We start from the raw sequence: 17,373 nt of genomic DNA, 5'->3' as shown, positions 1-17,373 counted from the left end.
GCTCTAAGGAACAGTTGGACATTTCGTCCCGCCATGCTTACATCTCAGTCATGTGAGCCGCCTCGTTCCAGCTCCGGGCGATGACCGGGTCGTACGTGCTCGCCACCGCGTAGCAGCACGCCCCCTCGCCCGCCGTCGAGATCCCGGGAGCACCCGATGACGAGCACCAGCAGTGCCCTTCCCTCCACGCCGGAGGCGGCACGGACGTTCGACATGTTCGACCTGCCGCCGGGCTATATCCAGGCGCCCTACCCGTGGTTCCGGGCGCTTCGCGACCACGATCCGGTGCATCGCAACGGCGACGGCACGGTGCTGCTCACCCGCTACGCCGACGTGCGGACCGTGTGGCGCGACGTCTCGGCGATCGTGGACAAGAACGAGATGTTCCACGCGAAGTTCGGGGACGGCCCGCTCTACGAACACCACTCGACGGCGATGCTCTTCCGGGACCCGCCCGACCACGACCGGCTCCGCGCGGTCGTGACACCGTTCTTCTCCCCGGGGTCGGTGGAACGCCTTCGGCCCTTCATCGAGAACCTGGTCGAGGACCTGCTCGACGAGGCCGAGGACCGGGTTGAGCTCGACTTCGTCGACGACTTCGCCGCGCGCATCCCCATCGCGCTGATCACGCGGATCCTCGGCGTCCCTCCGGAGGACGGGGACCTGCTCAGGGCGATGGGCCTGACGGTCCTGCTCCCCCTCAATCCGACCGTGTCGCCCGAGACGGTCCGGGCCGGCCACGAGGGCGCGGCGCAGTTCATCGACTATCTCGACGAGCACGTGCAGCGGGTCCGCGCGAAGGGGGTCGACGGCGACCCGGAGACGGTGCTCGAGGCCCTGGTCGCGGCCCACCTGGACGGCGACCGGGTCTCCATCGCCGAGGTGGTCCACATGTGCCTGCTCCTGATGAACGGGGGGCACGAGACGACCACGAACCTGATGGCCGTCGGCGCGCACTCCCTGCTCGACCACCCGGACCAGTACTGCGGCCTCGGCGCAGGTACGGGCCTCGGGGACGGCGCCGTCGAGGAGCTGATCCGGTTCGTGACCCCGCTGCAGCTCCAGGGCCGACGGACCACCCGGCCGGCGGACCTCCCGTCCTCCGGTGTCACCCTGCCCGCCGGTACCGAGGTGATCCTCTGCCAGGCCTCGGCCAACCGAGACGAACGCGCCTTCGACCGGCCCGACGTGCTCGACCTGGGGCGCAGGCCCAACGCGCACGTGTCGTTCGGACTCGGGGTCCACGTCTGCGTCGGGCGACCGCTCGCCCGGCTCGAGACGAGGATCGTGTTCCCCCGGTTGGCAGCCCGATTCCCCGGCCTGCAGCGGGCCGGTGACCCGGTCTGGAACGACAACGTGCGCTTCCGCGGCCTGCGCAGCCTCCCCGTCCGCACCTCATGAACGCCGAGCTGCGTCCTCCCGCCGAGACGGCGTCGTGACCGCCACGCAGGAGCGGTGCGTGGTCGTCGGCGGGGGCCAGGCCGCGGCGCAGGTCGCGGTCAGCCTGCGGCAGGCGGGCTACGCATCGAGCCTCACCATCGTCGGGGACGAGCCCCTGCACCCCTACATGCGGCCGCCCGTCAGCAAAGCCTACCTCCGGGGCGGGCTCGGAACCGACCGGCTGACGCTGCGGCCGCCCGCCCTCTACCAGAAGCTGGAGGTCGAGGTACGGACCCGGGCGTGCGTCCGCGCCGTCGACCGCGACCGCGCCGAGATCCGACTCGACGACGGGGAACGGCTCGGGTACGACCATCTCGTCCTGGCGACCGGCGCCGTGCAGCGACCCCTCCCCTTCGGCGGGGCCGGCTCGCCGACGGTCCATGCCCTGCGCACGGTCGAGGACGCCGACCGGCTGCGACCGCACCTGCGCCCGGGCCGCCGGCTCGTCATCGTCGGTGCCGGTTACGTCGGTATGGAGGTCGCGTCGGTCGCCACCGGGCTGGGCGTCGCCGTCACCGTACTGGAGGCCGCCGACCGCGTCCTGGCCCGCGTCGCGGGTCACGCGGTGTCCGAGCACCTGACAGCGCTGCACCGGGCGGCCGGCGTCGAGGTAGTGACGGGGGTCGCCGTCTCGACGATCGACCCGACGAACGGGACGACCGGCAGCGTCGTCACGTGTCACGACGGCCGACGGTGGCAGGCCGATCTCGTGCTCGTGGCCATCGGTGTGCTTCCCCGGGTCGAGCTCGCCGAAGCGGCCGGGATCCGGTGCGCGGACGGCATCGCCGTCGACGAGGTCTGCCGCACGACCGATCCGCAGATCTACGCGGCGGGCGATTGCACCAACGCCCACAACCCGCTCTACGGCCGGCGGATCCGGCTGGAGTCGGTGAGCAACGCCGTCGAGCAGGGCAAGACCGTCGCCGCCGCCATCACCGGCCGGACCCGGCCCACCGAGCGCGTGCCCTGGTTCTGGTCCGACCAGTACGACGTCAAGCTACAGACCGTCGGGCTCCTGACCGGGCACGCGACGACGGTCCTGCGCGGCAATCCGGTGGACGGCTCCTTCGCCGTCCTCTACGCCGACGGCGACGGCCGAGTGATCGCGGTCGACGCCGTGAACGCCCCACGGGAGTTCTCCCTGGCCCGCCTTACCCTCGGACGAGCAGCCGCGTGCCTCTCGTTCCCTACCCCCGACGACTGGCCGCCCCCCGGGGCGACCGCAGACCGGAGTTGACGTGGCACGCATCACCTACGTCGAGCACGACGGCACGGAGCACGTCGTCGACGCGGATCCCGGGACCACCGTCATGGAGGCCGCCATCGACAACGGCGTTCCCGGGATCGACGCCGACTGCGGTGGCGTCTGCTCCTGTGCGACCTGCCACGTCTACGTGGTGAGCGACCCACAGCCGGATCTGCCCGCACGCTCCGGCGCGGAACTGGAGATGCTCGAGTTCGCCGTCGGCCGCCAGGACAACAGCCGGTTGAGCTGCCGTCTCGTGGTTTCCCATGACTCGGACGAACTCGTGGTCACCATCCCCGAGTCGCAGATCTAGGCCCGGACCGCCCAGCCGCCGACAGGAGCACCCGTGACCGCCGTGATCAGCTGGTTCGACAGCAACCTCATCAACGTTCTCAACGGCTTGGCCGTCGGCCTCCTGTTGTTCACCATCGCCGTCGGCCTCTCGCTCATCTTCGGGCTGATGGACGTGCTGAACCTGGCCCACGGCGCGCTGTACCTGGTGGGCGCCTATCTGGCCTATCTGGTGGTCCGCGGAGGCGGCGGCTTCGTCTGGGCCGCGCTATTGGCCATCGTCGTCGGCCTCGTCGGCGGAGCGGCACTGATGGGTATGACCCGGCCGCTGGCCGGACGCGGTCACCTCGACCAGGCCCTGCTCACCCTGGGGGTGGCGTTCATCCTGGTCGAGGTCGTATACCTCATCTTCGGCAACGACGTGTTCAGTGTCGCAGCCCCGGAAGCGCTATCCGGCAGCGTGAACGTCGCCAGCAGCTCGTACCCAGCCTACCGCCTTGCGTTGATCGGGTTCGGGGCCGTCATCGCGGTCGCGGTCTACGTGGCCTTCGAGCGCACCAGGCTCGGCGCGCTGGTCCGGGCAGCCGTGGTGGACCGGGACATGGTCGCGGCTCTGGGCGTCGACGTCCGGAAGGTCCTGCTCGGAGTGTTCGCGGCGGGGTCCGCCCTGGCCGTGCTGGGTGGAGTGCTCGGAGCCCCGTTGTTCGGTGCCCACCCCGGCCTGGACCACGAGATGCTCATCCTCACGCTCGTCGTCGTCGTCGTCGGTGGGCTGGGGTCGGTCCGCGGCGCTCTGGTCGGAGCGCTGCTCATCGGTCAGGTCCAGGCCCTCGGAGCCGCCTTCGTCCCGGAGATCGCGGGCTTCCTGGTGTTCGCCGTGATGGCGCTCGTTCTGACCTTCCGCCCCGCAGGTCTCCTCGGAGACGCCACGAGGAGCCACTCATGAGCTCGACGACGTCCCGCTCGACACCCCTCCGCGGGCAGGAGGCGGGGTCACGCCCGCAGGCGACGACGCGTCGCCCCGTCCGGGCGGTGATCGCCGTCGTCGGCGGTCTCCTCGTCCTCGGCGCGACGCCACTGATGGCCGACGATTTCACCGTGTCCCTGCTTACCGACGTCCTCGTCCTGGGCCTCCTCGCCGCGAGCCTCGACCTGCTGGTCGGCTACACCGGGCTGCCCTCGCTCGGGCACTCCATCTACTACGGGGTCGGGGCCTACGCCTCTGCCATCGTCGCCGTCGACCTCCTGCCGCTCGCGCCCCTGCACCTGCTCGTCGGGCTCACCGCCGGTGCGTTGCTGTCCCTCCTCGTGGGGCTCGTGGCCGTCCGGCTGCGCGGCATCTACTTCCTCATGTTCACGCTGGCGATCGCCGAGCTCGGACGGACGTTGGCGCTGTCGCTGCGTGGGGTGACCGGTGGCTCGAACGGCGTGTCCGGTATCCCCCGCCTGGACGTCCTGCCCGGCGTCTTCGTGCTGTCGGCCAACGCCTTCACGTTCTGGTACGTCCTGGTGGTGGTCGTGGTGGCCACAGCCGGTCTGCACCTCGTCGTCCGATCGCCGTTCGGCCGCGCCCTGCGTGGGATCAAGGCGAACGAACACCGGATGCGGGCCATCGGCTACAACGTCACGGCCTACCGGCTCGCCGCCTTCGTGATCGCCGGGGCCGTCGCCGGCGTCGCCGGCAGCCTGCTCGTGGCCCAGACCCGTTTCGTCTCGCCGTCCGACGTCGGGTTCTCGGTGGCCGCACTGGCACTGCTGGTGATCGTCACCGGCGGGACGGGAACGCTGTATGGCGGATTCGTCGGCGCCCTCGCGGTGGTGCTCGTCCGTGACCAGCTCGCTCCGGACGTCGGCGTTCACGGAGTTCTCCTGCTGGGTGTCCTGTTCGTCGTCGTCGTCTACCTGATGCCCAAGGGTGTCGTCGGCACGGTGTGGCCGCTGGTGTCCCGCTGGTGGCGACCACGTCGGCCCGCGCCTCCCGCTGTGCCGCCTGCGACAGGAGCGCCATTATGACCGGGACCCCTGCTACGTCGACGACGTGGGCTGCACTCCGTGGATCGCCGGTCGCGCTGAGCCTGCGCCGGGTCGGCTGCCGCTACGGGAAGATCGACGCCGTCCGGGACGTCTCGTTCGACGTCGCGGTGGGGAGCAGGCACGCGGTGATCGGCCCCAACGGCGCCGGCAAGTCGACACTGTTCGGCCTGATCGCCGGCACGATCCCGCTCACCGGCGGGAGCGTGTGGCTGGGCGACCGGGACGTGAGCACCCGTCCGGTCCACGATCGAGCCGTGCTCGGCATCACCCAGACGTTCCAGACCTCCAGCCTCTTCCTCGACCTCTCGGTACTGGACAACGTCGTCCTCGCCGGGCAACGGCGGGCAGGCATCTCCTTCAGGATGATTCGTCGCACCCGCGAACGTCTGGTCGTGGAGACCGCACGTGGACATCTGGCGCGGGTCGGGCTCGCGCGCCGGGAGGACGACCTCGTCGCCGATCTCTCGCATGGCGAACGACGCCAGCTCGAGGTCGCGGTCTCGCTGGCCACGGCACCCCGGGTCCTGCTGCTCGACGAACCGACCGCGGGGATGTCACCCGTCGAGACGGCGGGTCTCGTCGAGCTCGTCAGGTCGCTACCGCGGTCGCTCACGATCGTCATCGTGGAGCACGACCTCGACGTCGTGTTCTCCCTCGCCGACCGCGTGTCGGTGATGGTGACCGGCCGACTCCTCGCCGACGGCACTCCGGAGGAGGTCCGCACGTCGGCCGAGGTTCAACACGCCTACCTGGGCGCGGCCGACGACACCGACCTGTTCCTGGAGACGGAGTGAGCGCGCTGCTCGAGGTCCGCGGCGTCGAGTCGGGGTACGGACGCAGCCGCGTGGTGCAGGGCGTCGACCTCGACGTACCGGCCGGGGAGGTCCTTGCCGTGCTGGGGCGCAACGGCGCAGGCAAGACCACCCTGATCAACACCCTGATGGGGATGGTGCGGCTGCGGGCAGGCTCCGTCACGTTCGACGGCGCCGACATCAGCGGCCAGGCACCCAACAGGATCGCCCGTGCCGGGATCGGCTTCGTCCCGCAGGGACGTCGCGTCTTCGCCCCGTTGAGCGTGGAGGAGAACCTACGGATCGCTGTGCGCTCGTCCGGGCCGTGGACCCTGCAGCGCATCTACGAGCTGATGCCCAACCTGGCAAGGCGCAAGAACAACGGGGGACACCAGCTCTCCGGCGGCGAGCAGCAGATGCTCGCCATCGGTCGCGCCCTGTTGGGGAACCCGCGGCTGCTCCTGCTCGACGAACCCAGCGACGGCCTGGCGCCGGCCGTCATCCGCACAATCGGCGACCTCCTGTCCGAGCTCACCTCGAGTGGCATGTCGGCCGTGCTCGTGGAGCAGGACCTGCGGCTGGCCTTCAGCGTGGCCGGCCAGGTCGCGGTGATGGCCAAGGGGACCATCGTGCACCGCGCGAGCACGCGGGACTTTCGGCACGACAAGGACACGGCTCGTCGGTTGCTCGGCGTCGGATGACCACCCACGACACGCCGTTCGCGCGCCGGGCGGCGCCTCACTCGGGTCGACGCAGCCGCTCGTGCACGAGCTCGGCTCCCCGCAGGACCGCGGGGGCGAGGGCGAGGATCCCGTCCTGGCTCCCGAACCGGCTGCTGGGTGCGGCGACCCCCAGGGCCGCCAACGGCTGCCCGACCGTGTCGTTGAGGGCCACGCCGACGGCGTGGACACCGTCGACGCTCTCCTCCAGATTGACCGCGTACCCCCGCCGGCGGATCTCCTCGAGCTCGAGCCGTAGCTGCGCGACGTCGCTGATCGCGGCGGCCGTGGTGGTGGGAGGCAGTCCGCCGTCTCCGTAGCGGCGAACGAACTCGGCGTCGGACAGGCCGGCGAGGATCGCCTTGCCGACCGCCGAGGCATGCGCCAGCCGGACCACGCCGGTGCGGTTTCCGACCCGGACCGATCGCGGGCTCTCCGCGCAGTCGATGAACCTGATCATGGCCCCCTCCAGGACGGCCAGGCTCGCTGTCTCCTGGGTCTCCTCGCGGATCTGTTCGAGCACCGGTCGCGCGACCCGTCGGATGTCGATCCGGCTGACCGCGGCCAGGCCGATCTCGTACAGGGCGGGCCCCGGGCGGTAGGCCCCGTTGGGCCGGTCCTGGATCACGAAGCCGCGGTGGCGCAGCGCCGCCAGCAACCGGTGGGCGGTCGATCGGGCCACCCCCAGCAGATCGGCGACCTCGACGACACGGAGCGCCTGCCGTTCCCCGATGAGCTGCAGCAACCAGAGAGCGTTGTCCACCGACGTCGTCGGACCAACCGGCGATGGGACGATAGGCGGCGGCGATTCCGAGCTGTCATTCGACATAGAGGAACCTTAGCGGACGCCCTTCCCTATAATCAGAACTTTGCCCTACCGTTTTCCTGTGAACTGGGAACAGACCTCCGCCTCGCCGGTGAGCCCCGAACGTCCGGTCGTCGTCGTCGGTGGTGGCCCGGTCGGGATGACCGCCGCGGCCACCCTCGCCGGCGCAGGACTGCCGGTCGTTCTCCTCGATCTCAACACGGAGCCACAGCCCGACTGGCGGGCCAGCACCTTCCATGCCGCCACCCTCGAGATGCTCGAGACCATCGACATCACCGAGCAGATGCACGCCGAGGGCCTGGTCGTGCCGACCTACCAGTTCCGGGACCGCCGGGACGGGCTGATCGCGGAGTTCGATTTCCGGCTGCTGTCCGACGAGACCCGCTATCCCTATCGCCTGCAGCTGAACCAGCAACATCTCGTGCGGATGCTCTTCGAGCGGCTGCAGCGCGACGACCACGTGCAGGTGCGATTCGGCACCCGCCTCGACGGCCTGCAGGTCACCCCGGACGGCGCAACCCTGCGGGTGTCCGGCCCCGACGGTGACGCGGACCTTCTGGCCTCGTACGTGATCGGCGCCGACGGGCCGCGCAGCGCCGTCCGCAATGCACTGGGTGTGGGCTTCGAGGGCTTCACCTACCCGGAGCGCTTCGCCATCACCAGCACCTCCGTCGACCTGCAGGAGCTGCTGCCCGACCTGGGCCACGTCAACTATGTCGCCGACCCGCAGGAGTGGCTGTTCATCCTGCGGACTCCGGAGTCTTGGCGCGTCGTGTGGCCGGTGCCCGGGGATCTGAGCCCCGAGGAGGCCAGCGACCCCGGGCGGCTGCAGCGCCAGCTCCAGCAGGTGGCGCCGTACCGGGCCGGCTACCCGATCGTGAACCACCAGGTCTACAACGTCCACCAGCGCGTGGCCGACTCCTTCCGCATCGGCCCGGTACTGCTGGCCGGGGACGCTGCGCACATCAACTCACCGATCGGTGGCGTGGGCCTGAACTCCGGCATCCACGACGCGATGGACGGTGCGGTCCGGATCGCCCGCATCGTGCACGAGGACGCCGACGCCGACGCCGAGCTGGTGGCCTACGACCGCATCCGGCGCACCGTCGCCGTGGAGTACGTCCAGGCCGACACCCAGCGCAACACGGACCGGCTCCGCGAGACCGACGATGTCGTGCGCAGGCAGCACCACGAGGACATGCGGGCCATCGCCGCCGACCCGCTCAGGGCCCGCGCCTACATCCGGCGGGTGTCGTTGTTGGAGAGCGTGCGGCGCTTCGGCATCGGCCGCCCGCCTACCGAGATCGATCTGGGTGGAGTCGCCTGAGCGGCCACATGGCGAAGTTCAGGCCAGCGGTGCGCGGAGGGTCGATACGTCGGAGCAGCATGGCCAAGAACAGTCCGACCGGCCCGCCACCGACGCCGGCGGGACGGGTGGGGACCAGCGCCGAGGCACGGGCACGACCTCCGGCTGCGGGGGCCTGCGCCACGAGCCCGGCCTGCTGGACCCACAACGGGGCCTTGCCCGCGGCCTCGAAGTCGCTGTGAAGCCGGTCGCGCGCGGCGAGCCCCCGCGGTGGTCGGGTGTGCGGTGCGCGGATCGGCGGTCGTTGAGCTTGACCCCCCGGCACGGACACCTTGATGTTGCCCCCGTCTCACGGACACGCTGGTGAGGAGCCCAGGTTCGGCTTCCGGGTGGTGGTTTCGAACTCTCCGGGGCTCGTCCAGCCGAGGGCGGAGTGCCGGCGTCGGCGGTTGTGGAAGCCCTCGATGTACTCGAAGATCGCGTTGGCCAGCTCGATGCGGGTCCGCCAGCGTTGCCGGTTGAGCAGCTCGGTCTGCATGCGCCCCCAGGAGGACTCGGCGACGGCGTTGTCGTAGGGGTCCCCGACGGTCCCGAGTGAGGGCAGCAGCCCGGCTTGGCGGGCGCGTTCGGTGAAGGTCCACGAGGTGAACTGACCGGACTCAACCGGTGGACGCAACACCGGCCTGTTGGAGCAAGGCTAGCTGGTCGTCGAGCGCCTCGGCCGGCGTCTTCCAGCCCAGGGTCTTTCGCGGTCTGCCGTTCAGCGTCGCGGCGACGGCCTGAAGCTCGTGACCGCTCCTGCGGCGCCGAGAACGAGCTCTACAACGGCAGCCAGTGCTGGTCCTGCGTCCTCGCCGCCAAGGTCGACGAGGTGCTCACGCACCCCGACACCGGGTCGATGAGCGCACAGCTGGCGCAAGTGGCAGCCGCGTTGAAGTCGATGAGACGGGCCAACAGCGGGCTGACCTGGCTCAACCAGCCACACGTGACAGCGTTCCTGTCCGAGCTGGCCCTCGCCCCGACCATCAGCCACGAGAGCCTGGACCAGCTACCGGCGTCGAGAACCCGGGGCTACGTGCGCGGCCTGCTCGTCGAACACGGTGCGCTCCCCCGCCGCGACGAGCTGGCCGCTCGCTACCGAGACTGGGCCACCCAAGCCCTGACTCGTGTCGTCGGTGATCACCACCGTGACGTCATCGAGCGCTACGTGCGCTGGCACCACCAGCGGCGGATGAACAGCATGGACCGCGTCACCCAGGGAACCTTCCTGCGCGCCAAGCAGTCCGTGACCGTCGCGATCGAGCTGCTCAACTGGCTCGACGCCCGCGGCATCGCCATCGAGCACCTCGAGCAGGCCCACCTCGACACCTGGCAGGCCGAAGGCCCGACCACCCGCGAGATCGCCAGCCGCTTCCTGCGCTGGGCCATCAACACTCGCCTCGTCGCCCCGACGCTGGCGATGACCCCGCACCGGCGCGGCACCAGCCCGAAACTGTCCGCCGCCGAGCAGGACGGCGCCCTGCAGCGCGTCATCGCCCCCGACGGCCTCGACCCACGCGAGCGCGCAGCCGCCGTCCTGGTGCTCGTGTTCGGTCAGCAGATCGAGCACGTCGTCCGTCTGACCTGGAACGACGTCACGGTGACCCCGGAGCTGGTCAGCGTCCGACTCGGCGGCGTCGACATCGCGCTCCCGCCACCGCTCGACCAGCCCTGGCGGCACCTCGCCGTCGAACCCGGCCACGACCTCACCGCGGCCCACCCGCACAGCAACTGGGTTTTCCGCGGCTGCTCCCCCGGCCAACACATCCGCGCCGCCAGTCTGCGGGCCCGCCTACGCGACCTCTTCAGCACGCGGGCGGCACGGCTCGGCACTCTGCACGAACTCACCAAGCTGACCCCGGTCGCGATCATCGCCGAGGCGCTCGGCTACCACCCAGCCACGATCGAACGGCACGCCATCGGCTCCGCCACGACCTACGCCCGCTACGTCGCAGCCCGCGCGAACACGAGCTGACGGCCGACGGGTCGCGTCGCTTTGGAGCGGTCGACGGGCCGTCAGTTGCTCCAATCGTCCTCAAGCTCCGAGCAGGTGTCCTACTTCCGCACGATCAACTGCGGTCTCTGCCGTTACAGGATCCCGCCGCTTCATCTTGTTGCCGCTGAAGAAACTAGATAGCCTTCTTTCCTGACTGGCAAGGAGGGATCGATGAACATGCCAACGAAAGACGCAGCGTCGAGAGACCTAGAGGAGTTGGCCGCCGGGCGGCGAGCGATTGACGCAGAGGGGCAGCGCCGACTGCCCGTGCTGCTCGGAGCGTGGGCCTCGTTGGTCTTCCTGGACTACGCCGCCAAGGACCACGTGCCCGATCGTCGCGTTCGTTGGGCGGTGACGGCGCTCTGCCAGGCCGCCACACTCGGTCTCGGGTTGCTAGACAGCCGATCCCGTCCAGTGCAACCAATCAGCGTCGACCCCGCGGACACCGGTCCTCGCGCAGCGGCGCCGATGGCAGCCGCCCTCGTCGGCTGGGGAGTCGCCGAACGCCTACTCGTGCACGGCCTACGGCGCAGCCATCTCCCTTACCCGAACACGCTCGTCGGTCTGATCTTGGCTGTCGGGCGTCCTGCGGGCTATCTCGGCGTCCTGCGCCTCGCGCCACGACCTCGCACCGATGGCTGAACCAGCCGGAGCGCCGCCCGCCGAGCGTCTGGAGCCGCTGCTCCTGGATCCGACGAGGCTCCGGATTGTCGCGACCCTCGTCGGGGCCGGTGAGGTCGAGTTCAAGTTCGTTCGCGACCGGGTCGGGCTCACCGACTCCGCGCTGTCCAAACAGGTCAAGGCGCTTTCGGCCGCCGATCTTGCGTCCTTGAGGCGTGAGCGATCCGGACCTGCCCGTCGCGCCTGGCTCCGCCTAACTCCGCACGGCCGCGCTGTCCTGTCTGATCATGCACGCGCACTGCAAGAGATTGCCGACGCAGCAAAATGACGGGCCGGCCGGAGCGCGGACAACATCGGCTACTCCCGACTCATCAACTGCCGTCCCTGCCAGTTTGTGGACGGACAGGGGAGCAGCTCAGGACGCCCGGCCGACCACCTCGACGCGCCGGTGCCAGATGCCGCCCTTGTTCCGGACGAGGCCCAAGCGCGACGGCAAGCCGCACTCGTCGTGAAACCGATGCTCGTCGAAGATCTCGCCGCGCCGATCGATGACGCTACTCGGCCTGCTGCACTACCTGTGGGAGCAGACCCGCCTCAACGTCTGGGAACCGTCGGGCCAGCGCAGCTGGGCCAGCTGCCACGACCAGCTGCGCATCGCGATCGCCGACACCGTCCTCAACGGCCAGCCCCTCGAGGCCGCTCTGTACGTCGTCCCACCATTTCGCTCCGACTCCGCCGATCTGATCAACAGACGCTTGAACCTGTTTACCAGCCAGCTTGGAACTCGAGGCCACATCACACATCGCGGGTTGATCCTTGGAGAGATTAAGGAGACTGCGGAAACCCGGTACGGCTGGCGATTCCAACTGCGCAACCAGAGGATGCCGCTCTACCTCACCGCAGAGCACCGACAGAAGCTGCGCAGAGCACACCGTGCCGCGCTCTCGGAGAACCGGCCGGATCGATCCCACTCAGTAGGACTGTTCCTGATCGACCGCACCGCGAAGGGAAACCTTACCGTCATGGACGGCGCGGTCATGCTGACCAATCGTGACTATATCCCTGCCGACTCCTCACACGAGGTGGAAATGGCTGATCACCTCGCCGCCGCCGGTCGACCTTTCATCAAGCCACTCCGATACGACCACCGCGAAGCCGTGTTCCCGGACTTCCTGCTGCTCGACACCACACCCAACACGCTCGTCGAGGTGTGGGGCGTCACCGGACGTGAAGAATACGAAGCGCGCAAACAGCAGAAACTGGCGCATTACCAGCGCACCGCTGCGCCGCTGATCGAATGGAACACCCGCGAACCGCTCCCCACAGTCCACTCGGCCCGGTAGATCCGGCGAAGAGATCGCTCACCGAGAGAAGGGCGCTCGTGATCGACGTCAGCTACACCCTCCGCACCACGGACGGCGACATCCTCAACGAGGAGATGCGAACCGAGCACATCCCGTGGATCAACGAATTGATCACCTTCGACGGCCGCCTCTCCTACCAAGTCATTGACGTGCTGTGGCACCTCGGCCCCGGCAGCCAGTCCATCACCATCACCGCGCACGAGCTGAGCTGGCACCAACACATCCAGCACGCCGCCGTCGCATGGGACCAGCGCCACCGGCAGTGAGGCGCGTGACCGTGGTCCGGGTCAGGCGCAGAACCAGCGGCCGTGGTCATGCGTTCGCCTCGCGCCTGTAGCGAGTCCTTCCGACTCAAGGGCGGCGCCAGTCGTCGGACTCGAGCACCGCGCCCGGCCGTCGGGCCCATCTGCGTCATGCCGCCGTCCACAATCCACGACGCGCCGGTCACGTACGCCGCCTGCGCCGAGCACAGGAACGCCACCACCGAAGCGATCTCGCGCACGTCACCTGGCCGGCGCAACGGCACACCCGGGCGCTCGACCGCATGGGGGTCCTCGTCCTCCTTGCCCGACATCCGGGTGGCGATGTCACCCGGCGCGACCGCGTTGACCGTGATCCCGTGCTCGGCGAGCTCGAGCGCGGCCACCTTCGTCAACAGGCCCAGGCCGCCCTTCGCGGCGCAGTACGGCGCCGACCCGACCTTGGGTTGGTGCTCGTGCACGCTGGTGATGTTGACGATCCGGCCCCCGCGGCCGGCGTCGATCATCCGACGCGCGGCCCGCTGCAGGCACAAGAATGCGCCGTCGAGATCGACGGCGAGCACCTTCCGCCACGCGTGGAATTCCATGTCGACGAGCGGGGCGGAAACCCCGACACCGGCGTTGTTCACCAGCACGTCCACGCCGCCGAGGGCATCCGCCAGCACGTCGACGACGTCAGCGGCCGCGGGCAGGTCGGTGAGGTCGAGGGCGCGCACCTCGGCCTTGCGACCATGGGAACGGACCTCTTCGGCGGTGGCCTGCCCGCCGCCCTCGGAGTAGTGGTAGGTCACACCCACGTCGCAGCCAGCGGCGGCGAGAGCGACGGCGGTGGCCCGGCCGATACCGGACTCGGAACCAGTGACGATCGCAGTGCGAGGAAAGCGCATGCGGTCGATCATCTCCGATGCGAGCCTCGCCTCGGTCCGGTTCAGGATGAGGACGTCAGCAGGTTCCGGCGGCCTGCCGCAGGGTTGACGCGATCGCCGGAAACGCGTTGTCAAGTGCATCCGCGGCGGCCGCGAGGTCCTCGGAGCTGGCGACTCGGCACAGGCTGGCCGGCGTGCAGCCACTGCAGTCCCGCACACCCATCCGGGCCAGCACCCATGACCGCTCGATGCGCGCGACGTCGGCGAGGATCTCGCCGACCTCGGCCGGGTCGGTCAGTGCGCGGGCCTGGTCGCGGCGCTGCTCGAGGATCAGTAGCCGGGCTTGCGCGAGCTGGTCGCCGATCTTGATCCGGCTCCCGCGGACCAGTTGGCTCAGCGCCGCGGTGCTCACACCCAGTGTCCGTGCCAGCCGTGCCTGGCTGATGCCGTAATCCTCGAGTATGCCGTGCACAAGCGTGCTGAGCGGGACACCGTAGATCGCCCGCTGGCGATCACGATTCAGCGCCACGCGCGCGGCAGGGGTCGCGACGATGAAATCAGCAGGCATGCCGCCGATCATCACATCGAGGCGGGTCGCCCGAGGGCGAATGAACAAACCGATGCCCGGAGCGGTCCGGGTTGTCCTCAGCGCGGCGCGGGGCGGCCGGGTGATTGGCTACAACGGCAGGTACTCGCGGATCTTGCCGCGCACGTGCGGGCGGTGGTCACCGATCCGCAACTCGAGCGTGGGCAACTGCTCGACGATCTCCCTGTCGGTGAGCGGTCTGGTGGCCGGGACGTCGGCGTAGCCACGGTCATCTCGCTGCCACTTCTTGCCAGGTTCGATGCCACGGACGCGGGTCACGGTGCTGTCGACGACGTACACGATGGCCTTCACCCGGGGCTCGCGGTTGGGCGCGATGGGCCACCATTTGCGGTCGGCCTCGAGTTGGACGGCTTCGCTGGCGCCGGTCTCGCCGTAGCGGCGCAGGTTGGCGTCGATCTTGCGGCGGGTGTTGCGGTAGACGATCAAGACGCAGTCGCGACCGTCCTTGTAGGCGTCCAGGTGGCGGTACATGGTGGCGCGCCCGACGCGGAAGGTGTCGGCGATCTCCTCGACGGTGTGTTCACCGGAGTCGTACATCTGCTGGGCCTGGTCGAGCTGGCGTTGCGACAGCGCCGGAGGGCGGCCACCGACGCGTCCGCGAGCGCGGGCAGCGGCCAGGCCGTCGCGCGTGCCTTCGACGATCATCTCCCGGTCGTACTCGGCTAGCGCGGCCAGGAAGTGGAAGATGAGGCGACCGCCCGGCGTACTCGTGTCGATGCCCTGCTCCAGGACGACGAAGTCCACCCCCTGCTCCCCGAACCCGCGCACCAGTTCCAACAGGTGCTGCTGGGAACGGCCGATGCGGCGCAACCGGGTCACTACGACCTCGTCGCCCTCGCGGAGCTTGGCCAGCATCGCGTCCAGCTTCGGCCGGGAAGCGAGCTTCCCGGAGACCTTGTCGACGAACAAGTTCTCTGCGGGCACGCCTGCGCCGAGCAGTGCGTCGATCTGATGATCGGGGCTCTGCTCACGGGTGGACACCCGCGCGTACCCGAAGCTAGCCATGGGTCTCCTAACCTTCATGAAGCATTGATTTCGAGATCAAGTTTCGAGACTGATCGTACCGCGAAGATCCACCAGGGCAACATGAATCCCAAAAACGATCGTTTCCGAGACGGGTCACTACAGGCTCCAAGGGCCGTCGTGGTCCGTCACGTCGTCGAGGTGGCGCTGCGCTCCACCACGCGACACTGCGCTCACGTCCGGCGGTCGAGGTGCATTAGGAGACTTAGAGGCGTTGGACGCGGAGCAGTGCGTAGCCTACGCACTATCTCCGCTCATCGCGGCTGACTGGCCGCTGATCGATCTGGCGTGAAACTAGTTGGCCTCGGCAAGGCTGCCGTCGATATCGTTCGCTCGCCGCCTTGCGGAGGCGCTGCTAGACACGGAAAGGAGGTTCGGATGGCGTTTGAGGTCTTCACCAAACGGATGGTCCCGTTGGCGAACCAGCCCTACGTGACCGTGCAGAAGCGCGGCACGATCTCGATGAACAAGTCGGCGCACGCGCTGCTCGGTGACCCCGGCGCGGTCGAGCTCCTCTACGACGCCACCGCGAAGGTCATGGGTTTCCGCGCGGTCGCCGAGACGGTGGAGCACGCCTACGCGATCCGAGCGATGGGAGGCAAGGCCGCCTCGAGCACCTTCATGGTCTCGGGGCGGGCGTTCTTCCGCTACTACGGCATCGACACCGACGAGGCCCGCCGCTACCCGGCGACCATCGAGGACGGCGTGCTGTGCGTGGACCTGAGCCAGCCCGGCACCGTCGTCACCAGCAACCGCAACGGCACCGGCGCCGGCGCGAACACCGGTGACCTGAGCGCCGACACCGAGGGCCAGGCCGAGAGCCAGCCCTCCTAGAACTCCCGCGGGGACCCGCACGGGTAAGTGCGGCTCCGGCGGATCGGGAGCGTGCCCCCGGGGGGAGAGTTTGCCTCCCCCGGGGCACACGACACCCTCGACTCGAACTGTAGCTGGGGCAACGCGCCAATCCGTACCAACCGAACACCGCAGGTCGAGGTGAACACGTGAACGATCAGCCGGCACCCCTGCAGACCCTGGACGGCCACCCCCGGACGGGAGCGCACCGCGGTCAGGGTCGCCCGACGCGGTCAGGGCGGGATCTGATCAGCAGTAGTACCCGTGGCCGGTTCCGCTCGCTGATGACCGGCAGCACCGACGGTCAGATCCGGGCCGCGTTCCAGGACGAGGGCTTCGCCCCGAACCCGGACTCCACCTGGGACGACGGCAGCGTGCGTCGCACCACCACCCAGCACCACCTCGAAGCGGTGAACTGGACCGACCACGACCACGTGACCAGGGCGTTGCGGGTGATTGCCCGGCTGATGGAGGACTTCGACGACCAGTACAGCCAGCCGGTGCGCAAGGCACTGCGCGGTGATGGCTGCCGGATCGACGAGCACGGCCAGATCACCATCGCCGCCGCCCAGCTGCCTCGGGTTCCACTCGATGGGCTGCGTGACCCCGCCGCGATCCTCGACAACCTCGACCGGATCCAGCGCGCGATCAGCGACGATCCCGCCCAGGCCGTCGGCAGCGCCAAGGAACTGATCGAGAGCACCGCCAAGACCGTGCTGATCGAACGCGGCGAGCCGGTCAACGACAAGGACGACATCGCCGCGCTGATCCGCAAGGCACAGCAGACCCTGAGCCTGCACCCCTCCGCGGCCACCCCCGGACCCGACGGCAGCGACGCGGTCAAGAGGATCCTCGGCTCGCTCACCGGCATCGCCATCGGCGTCGCCGAGCTGCGCAACCGCGGCTACGGCACCGGCCACGGCGCCGCCGGCCCCCGCGTTGGACTCCGCCCCCGCCACGCCCATCTCGCCGTCAACGCCGCGATCACCTGGTGCCAGCTCATGCTCGACACCCTCGCCGACACCAACGCCCCCTGGCGCACCACGAAGGCCAGCGCCTGACCGGTCGGCGCCCCACCACGCTGGACGAAGG

17 protein-coding genes and 1 pseudogene are annotated in these 17,373 nt (G+C 69.4%); 13 read left to right on the top strand and 5 right to left on the bottom strand.

What is annotated here, in order from left to right:
• The first annotated feature begins 156 nt into the window (after positions 1-156).
• From FB558_RS42130 to FB558_RS42100, 7 genes are read left to right on the top strand one after another with little or no spacing between them, the layout of a single operon-like run.
• Positions 157-1,401, top strand: coding sequence for a cytochrome P450 (locus FB558_RS42130; protein WP_142065245.1), 1,245 nt, complete (start codon positions 157-159; stop codon positions 1,399-1,401).
• A 34-nt stretch (positions 1,402-1,435) separates the two neighbouring features.
• On the top strand, positions 1,436-2,677 hold the full coding sequence (locus tag FB558_RS42125; protein ID WP_170231820.1) for an NAD(P)/FAD-dependent oxidoreductase: 1,242 nt from the start codon (positions 1,436-1,438) through the stop codon (positions 2,675-2,677).
• A 1-nt stretch (position 2,678) separates the two neighbouring features.
• On the top strand, positions 2,679-2,999 hold the full coding sequence (locus FB558_RS42120; protein WP_142065241.1) for a 2Fe-2S iron-sulfur cluster-binding protein: 321 nt from the start codon (positions 2,679-2,681) through the stop codon (positions 2,997-2,999).
• A gap of 33 nt (positions 3,000-3,032) precedes the next feature.
• On the top strand, positions 3,033-3,923 hold the full coding sequence (locus FB558_RS42115) for a branched-chain amino acid ABC transporter permease (protein ID WP_211367245.1): 891 nt from the start codon (positions 3,033-3,035) through the stop codon (positions 3,921-3,923).
• Positions 3,920-4,990 carry a branched-chain amino acid ABC transporter permease gene (locus tag FB558_RS42110; protein WP_142065239.1) on the top strand — a complete coding sequence of 357 codons (1,071 nt, stop codon included), beginning with the start codon at positions 3,920-3,922 and terminating at the stop codon, positions 4,988-4,990. Before FB558_RS42115 ends, FB558_RS42110 begins: the two co-directional genes overlap by 4 nt.
• Entirely contained in the window at positions 4,987-5,805 is an 819-nt protein-coding gene (locus tag FB558_RS42105) for an ABC transporter ATP-binding protein (protein ID WP_142065237.1), read from the top strand. The genes FB558_RS42110 and FB558_RS42105 overlap by 4 nt, the downstream gene beginning before the upstream one ends.
• Positions 5,802-6,503, top strand: a complete 702-nt coding sequence (locus FB558_RS42100) for an ABC transporter ATP-binding protein (protein ID WP_211367244.1) — start codon at positions 5,802-5,804, stop codon at positions 6,501-6,503. The genes FB558_RS42105 and FB558_RS42100 overlap by 4 nt, the downstream gene beginning before the upstream one ends.
• Before the next feature lie 37 nt (positions 6,504-6,540).
• Here the strand turns inward: FB558_RS42100 and FB558_RS42095 are convergent, their stop codons facing one another.
• Positions 6,541-7,284, bottom strand: a complete 744-nt coding sequence (locus FB558_RS42095) for an IclR family transcriptional regulator (RefSeq protein WP_211367243.1) — start codon at positions 7,282-7,284, stop codon at positions 6,541-6,543.
• 124 nt (positions 7,285-7,408) lie between these two features.
• On the opposite strand from FB558_RS42095, the gene FB558_RS42090 reads away from it, so the two are divergent.
• Positions 7,409-8,674, top strand: a complete 1,266-nt coding sequence (locus FB558_RS42090; protein WP_142065234.1) for an FAD-dependent oxidoreductase — start codon at positions 7,409-7,411, stop codon at positions 8,672-8,674.
• A gap of 328 nt (positions 8,675-9,002) precedes the next feature.
• Here the strand turns inward: FB558_RS42090 and FB558_RS42085 are convergent.
• Positions 9,003-9,305, bottom strand: a pseudogene (locus FB558_RS42085) (transposase); the annotation flags it as partial.
• Positions 9,306-9,524: 219 nt separating this feature from the next.
• Here FB558_RS42085 and FB558_RS42080 point away from each other — a divergent pair.
• From FB558_RS42080 to FB558_RS42070, 3 genes are all read left to right on the top strand, one after another.
• A complete protein-coding gene (locus tag FB558_RS42080; protein WP_211367242.1) occupies positions 9,525-10,667 on the top strand; it encodes a hypothetical protein in 1,143 nt (380 codons plus the stop codon).
• Between the two features lie 655 nt (positions 10,668-11,322).
• Positions 11,323-11,637, top strand: a complete 315-nt coding sequence (locus tag FB558_RS42075; RefSeq protein WP_142065230.1) for a transcriptional regulator — start codon at positions 11,323-11,325, stop codon at positions 11,635-11,637.
• Positions 11,638-11,857: 220 nt separating this feature from the next.
• Positions 11,858-12,652: a DUF1173 family protein gene (locus tag FB558_RS42070; RefSeq protein WP_142065228.1), complete on the top strand. Its 795-nt coding sequence runs from the start codon at positions 11,858-11,860 to the stop codon at positions 12,650-12,652.
• 154 nt (positions 12,653-12,806) lie between these two features.
• Here the strand turns inward: FB558_RS42070 and FB558_RS42060 are convergent, their stop codons facing one another.
• The 3 genes from FB558_RS42060 to FB558_RS42050 form a co-directional block, all read right to left on the bottom strand.
• On the bottom strand, positions 12,807-13,832 hold the full coding sequence (locus tag FB558_RS42060) for an SDR family oxidoreductase (RefSeq protein WP_211367241.1): 1,026 nt from the start codon (positions 13,830-13,832) through the stop codon (positions 12,807-12,809).
• A 43-nt stretch (positions 13,833-13,875) separates the two neighbouring features.
• On the bottom strand, positions 13,876-14,367 hold the full coding sequence (locus tag FB558_RS42055; protein ID WP_142065224.1) for an XRE family transcriptional regulator: 492 nt from the start codon (positions 14,365-14,367) through the stop codon (positions 13,876-13,878).
• A gap of 108 nt (positions 14,368-14,475) precedes the next feature.
• Complete coding sequence (locus FB558_RS42050) at positions 14,476-15,411, bottom strand: recombinase family protein (protein WP_142065222.1); 936 nt, start codon at positions 15,409-15,411, stop codon at positions 14,476-14,478.
• Positions 15,412-15,807: 396 nt separating this feature from the next.
• Here FB558_RS42050 and FB558_RS42045 point away from each other — a divergent pair, with 396 nt between their 5' ends.
• Entirely contained in the window at positions 15,808-16,263 is a 456-nt protein-coding gene (locus tag FB558_RS42045) for a hypothetical protein (RefSeq protein ID WP_142065220.1), read from the top strand.
• Between the two features lie 302 nt (positions 16,264-16,565).
• Complete coding sequence (locus FB558_RS42040; protein WP_142065218.1) at positions 16,566-17,342, top strand: abortive infection family protein; 777 nt, start codon at positions 16,566-16,568, stop codon at positions 17,340-17,342.
• Positions 17,343-17,373 lie beyond the last annotated feature (31 nt).

Origin of the sequence: Pseudonocardia kunmingensis (assembly GCF_006716445.1) — a bacterium.
GTDB lineage: Bacteria > Actinomycetota > Actinomycetes > Mycobacteriales > Pseudonocardiaceae > Pseudonocardia > Pseudonocardia kunmingensis.
This window is presented reverse-complemented; position numbering and strand designations above follow the sequence as displayed.

What these genes read in the sequence shown, in the direction of transcription:
- FB558_RS42070 (WP_142065228.1), top strand. Translation starts at nt 11,858, where the DNA reads ATGACGCTACTCGGCCTGCTGCACTACCTGTGGGAGCAGACCCGCCTC.
- FB558_RS42045 (WP_142065220.1), top strand. Translation starts at nt 15,808, where the DNA reads ATGGCGTTTGAGGTCTTCACCAAACGGATGGTCCCGTTGGCGAACCAG.
- FB558_RS42105 (WP_142065237.1), top strand. Translation starts at nt 4,987, where the DNA reads ATGACCGGGACCCCTGCTACGTCGACGACGTGGGCTGCACTCCGTGGA.
- FB558_RS42075 (WP_142065230.1), top strand. Translation starts at nt 11,323, where the DNA reads ATGGCTGAACCAGCCGGAGCGCCGCCCGCCGAGCGTCTGGAGCCGCTG.
- FB558_RS42110 (WP_142065239.1), top strand. Translation starts at nt 3,920, where the DNA reads ATGAGCTCGACGACGTCCCGCTCGACACCCCTCCGCGGGCAGGAGGCG.
- FB558_RS42040 (WP_142065218.1), top strand. Translation starts at nt 16,566, where the DNA reads ATGACCGGCAGCACCGACGGTCAGATCCGGGCCGCGTTCCAGGACGAG.
- FB558_RS42130 (WP_142065245.1), top strand. Translation starts at nt 157, where the DNA reads ATGACGAGCACCAGCAGTGCCCTTCCCTCCACGCCGGAGGCGGCACGG.
- FB558_RS42050 (WP_142065222.1), bottom strand. Translation starts at nt 15,411, where the DNA reads ATGGCTAGCTTCGGGTACGCGCGGGTGTCCACCCGTGAGCAGAGCCCC.
- FB558_RS42055 (WP_142065224.1), bottom strand. Translation starts at nt 14,367, where the DNA reads ATGCCTGCTGATTTCATCGTCGCGACCCCTGCCGCGCGCGTGGCGCTG.
- FB558_RS42060 (WP_211367241.1), bottom strand. Translation starts at nt 13,832, where the DNA reads ATGATCGACCGCATGCGCTTTCCTCGCACTGCGATCGTCACTGGTTCC.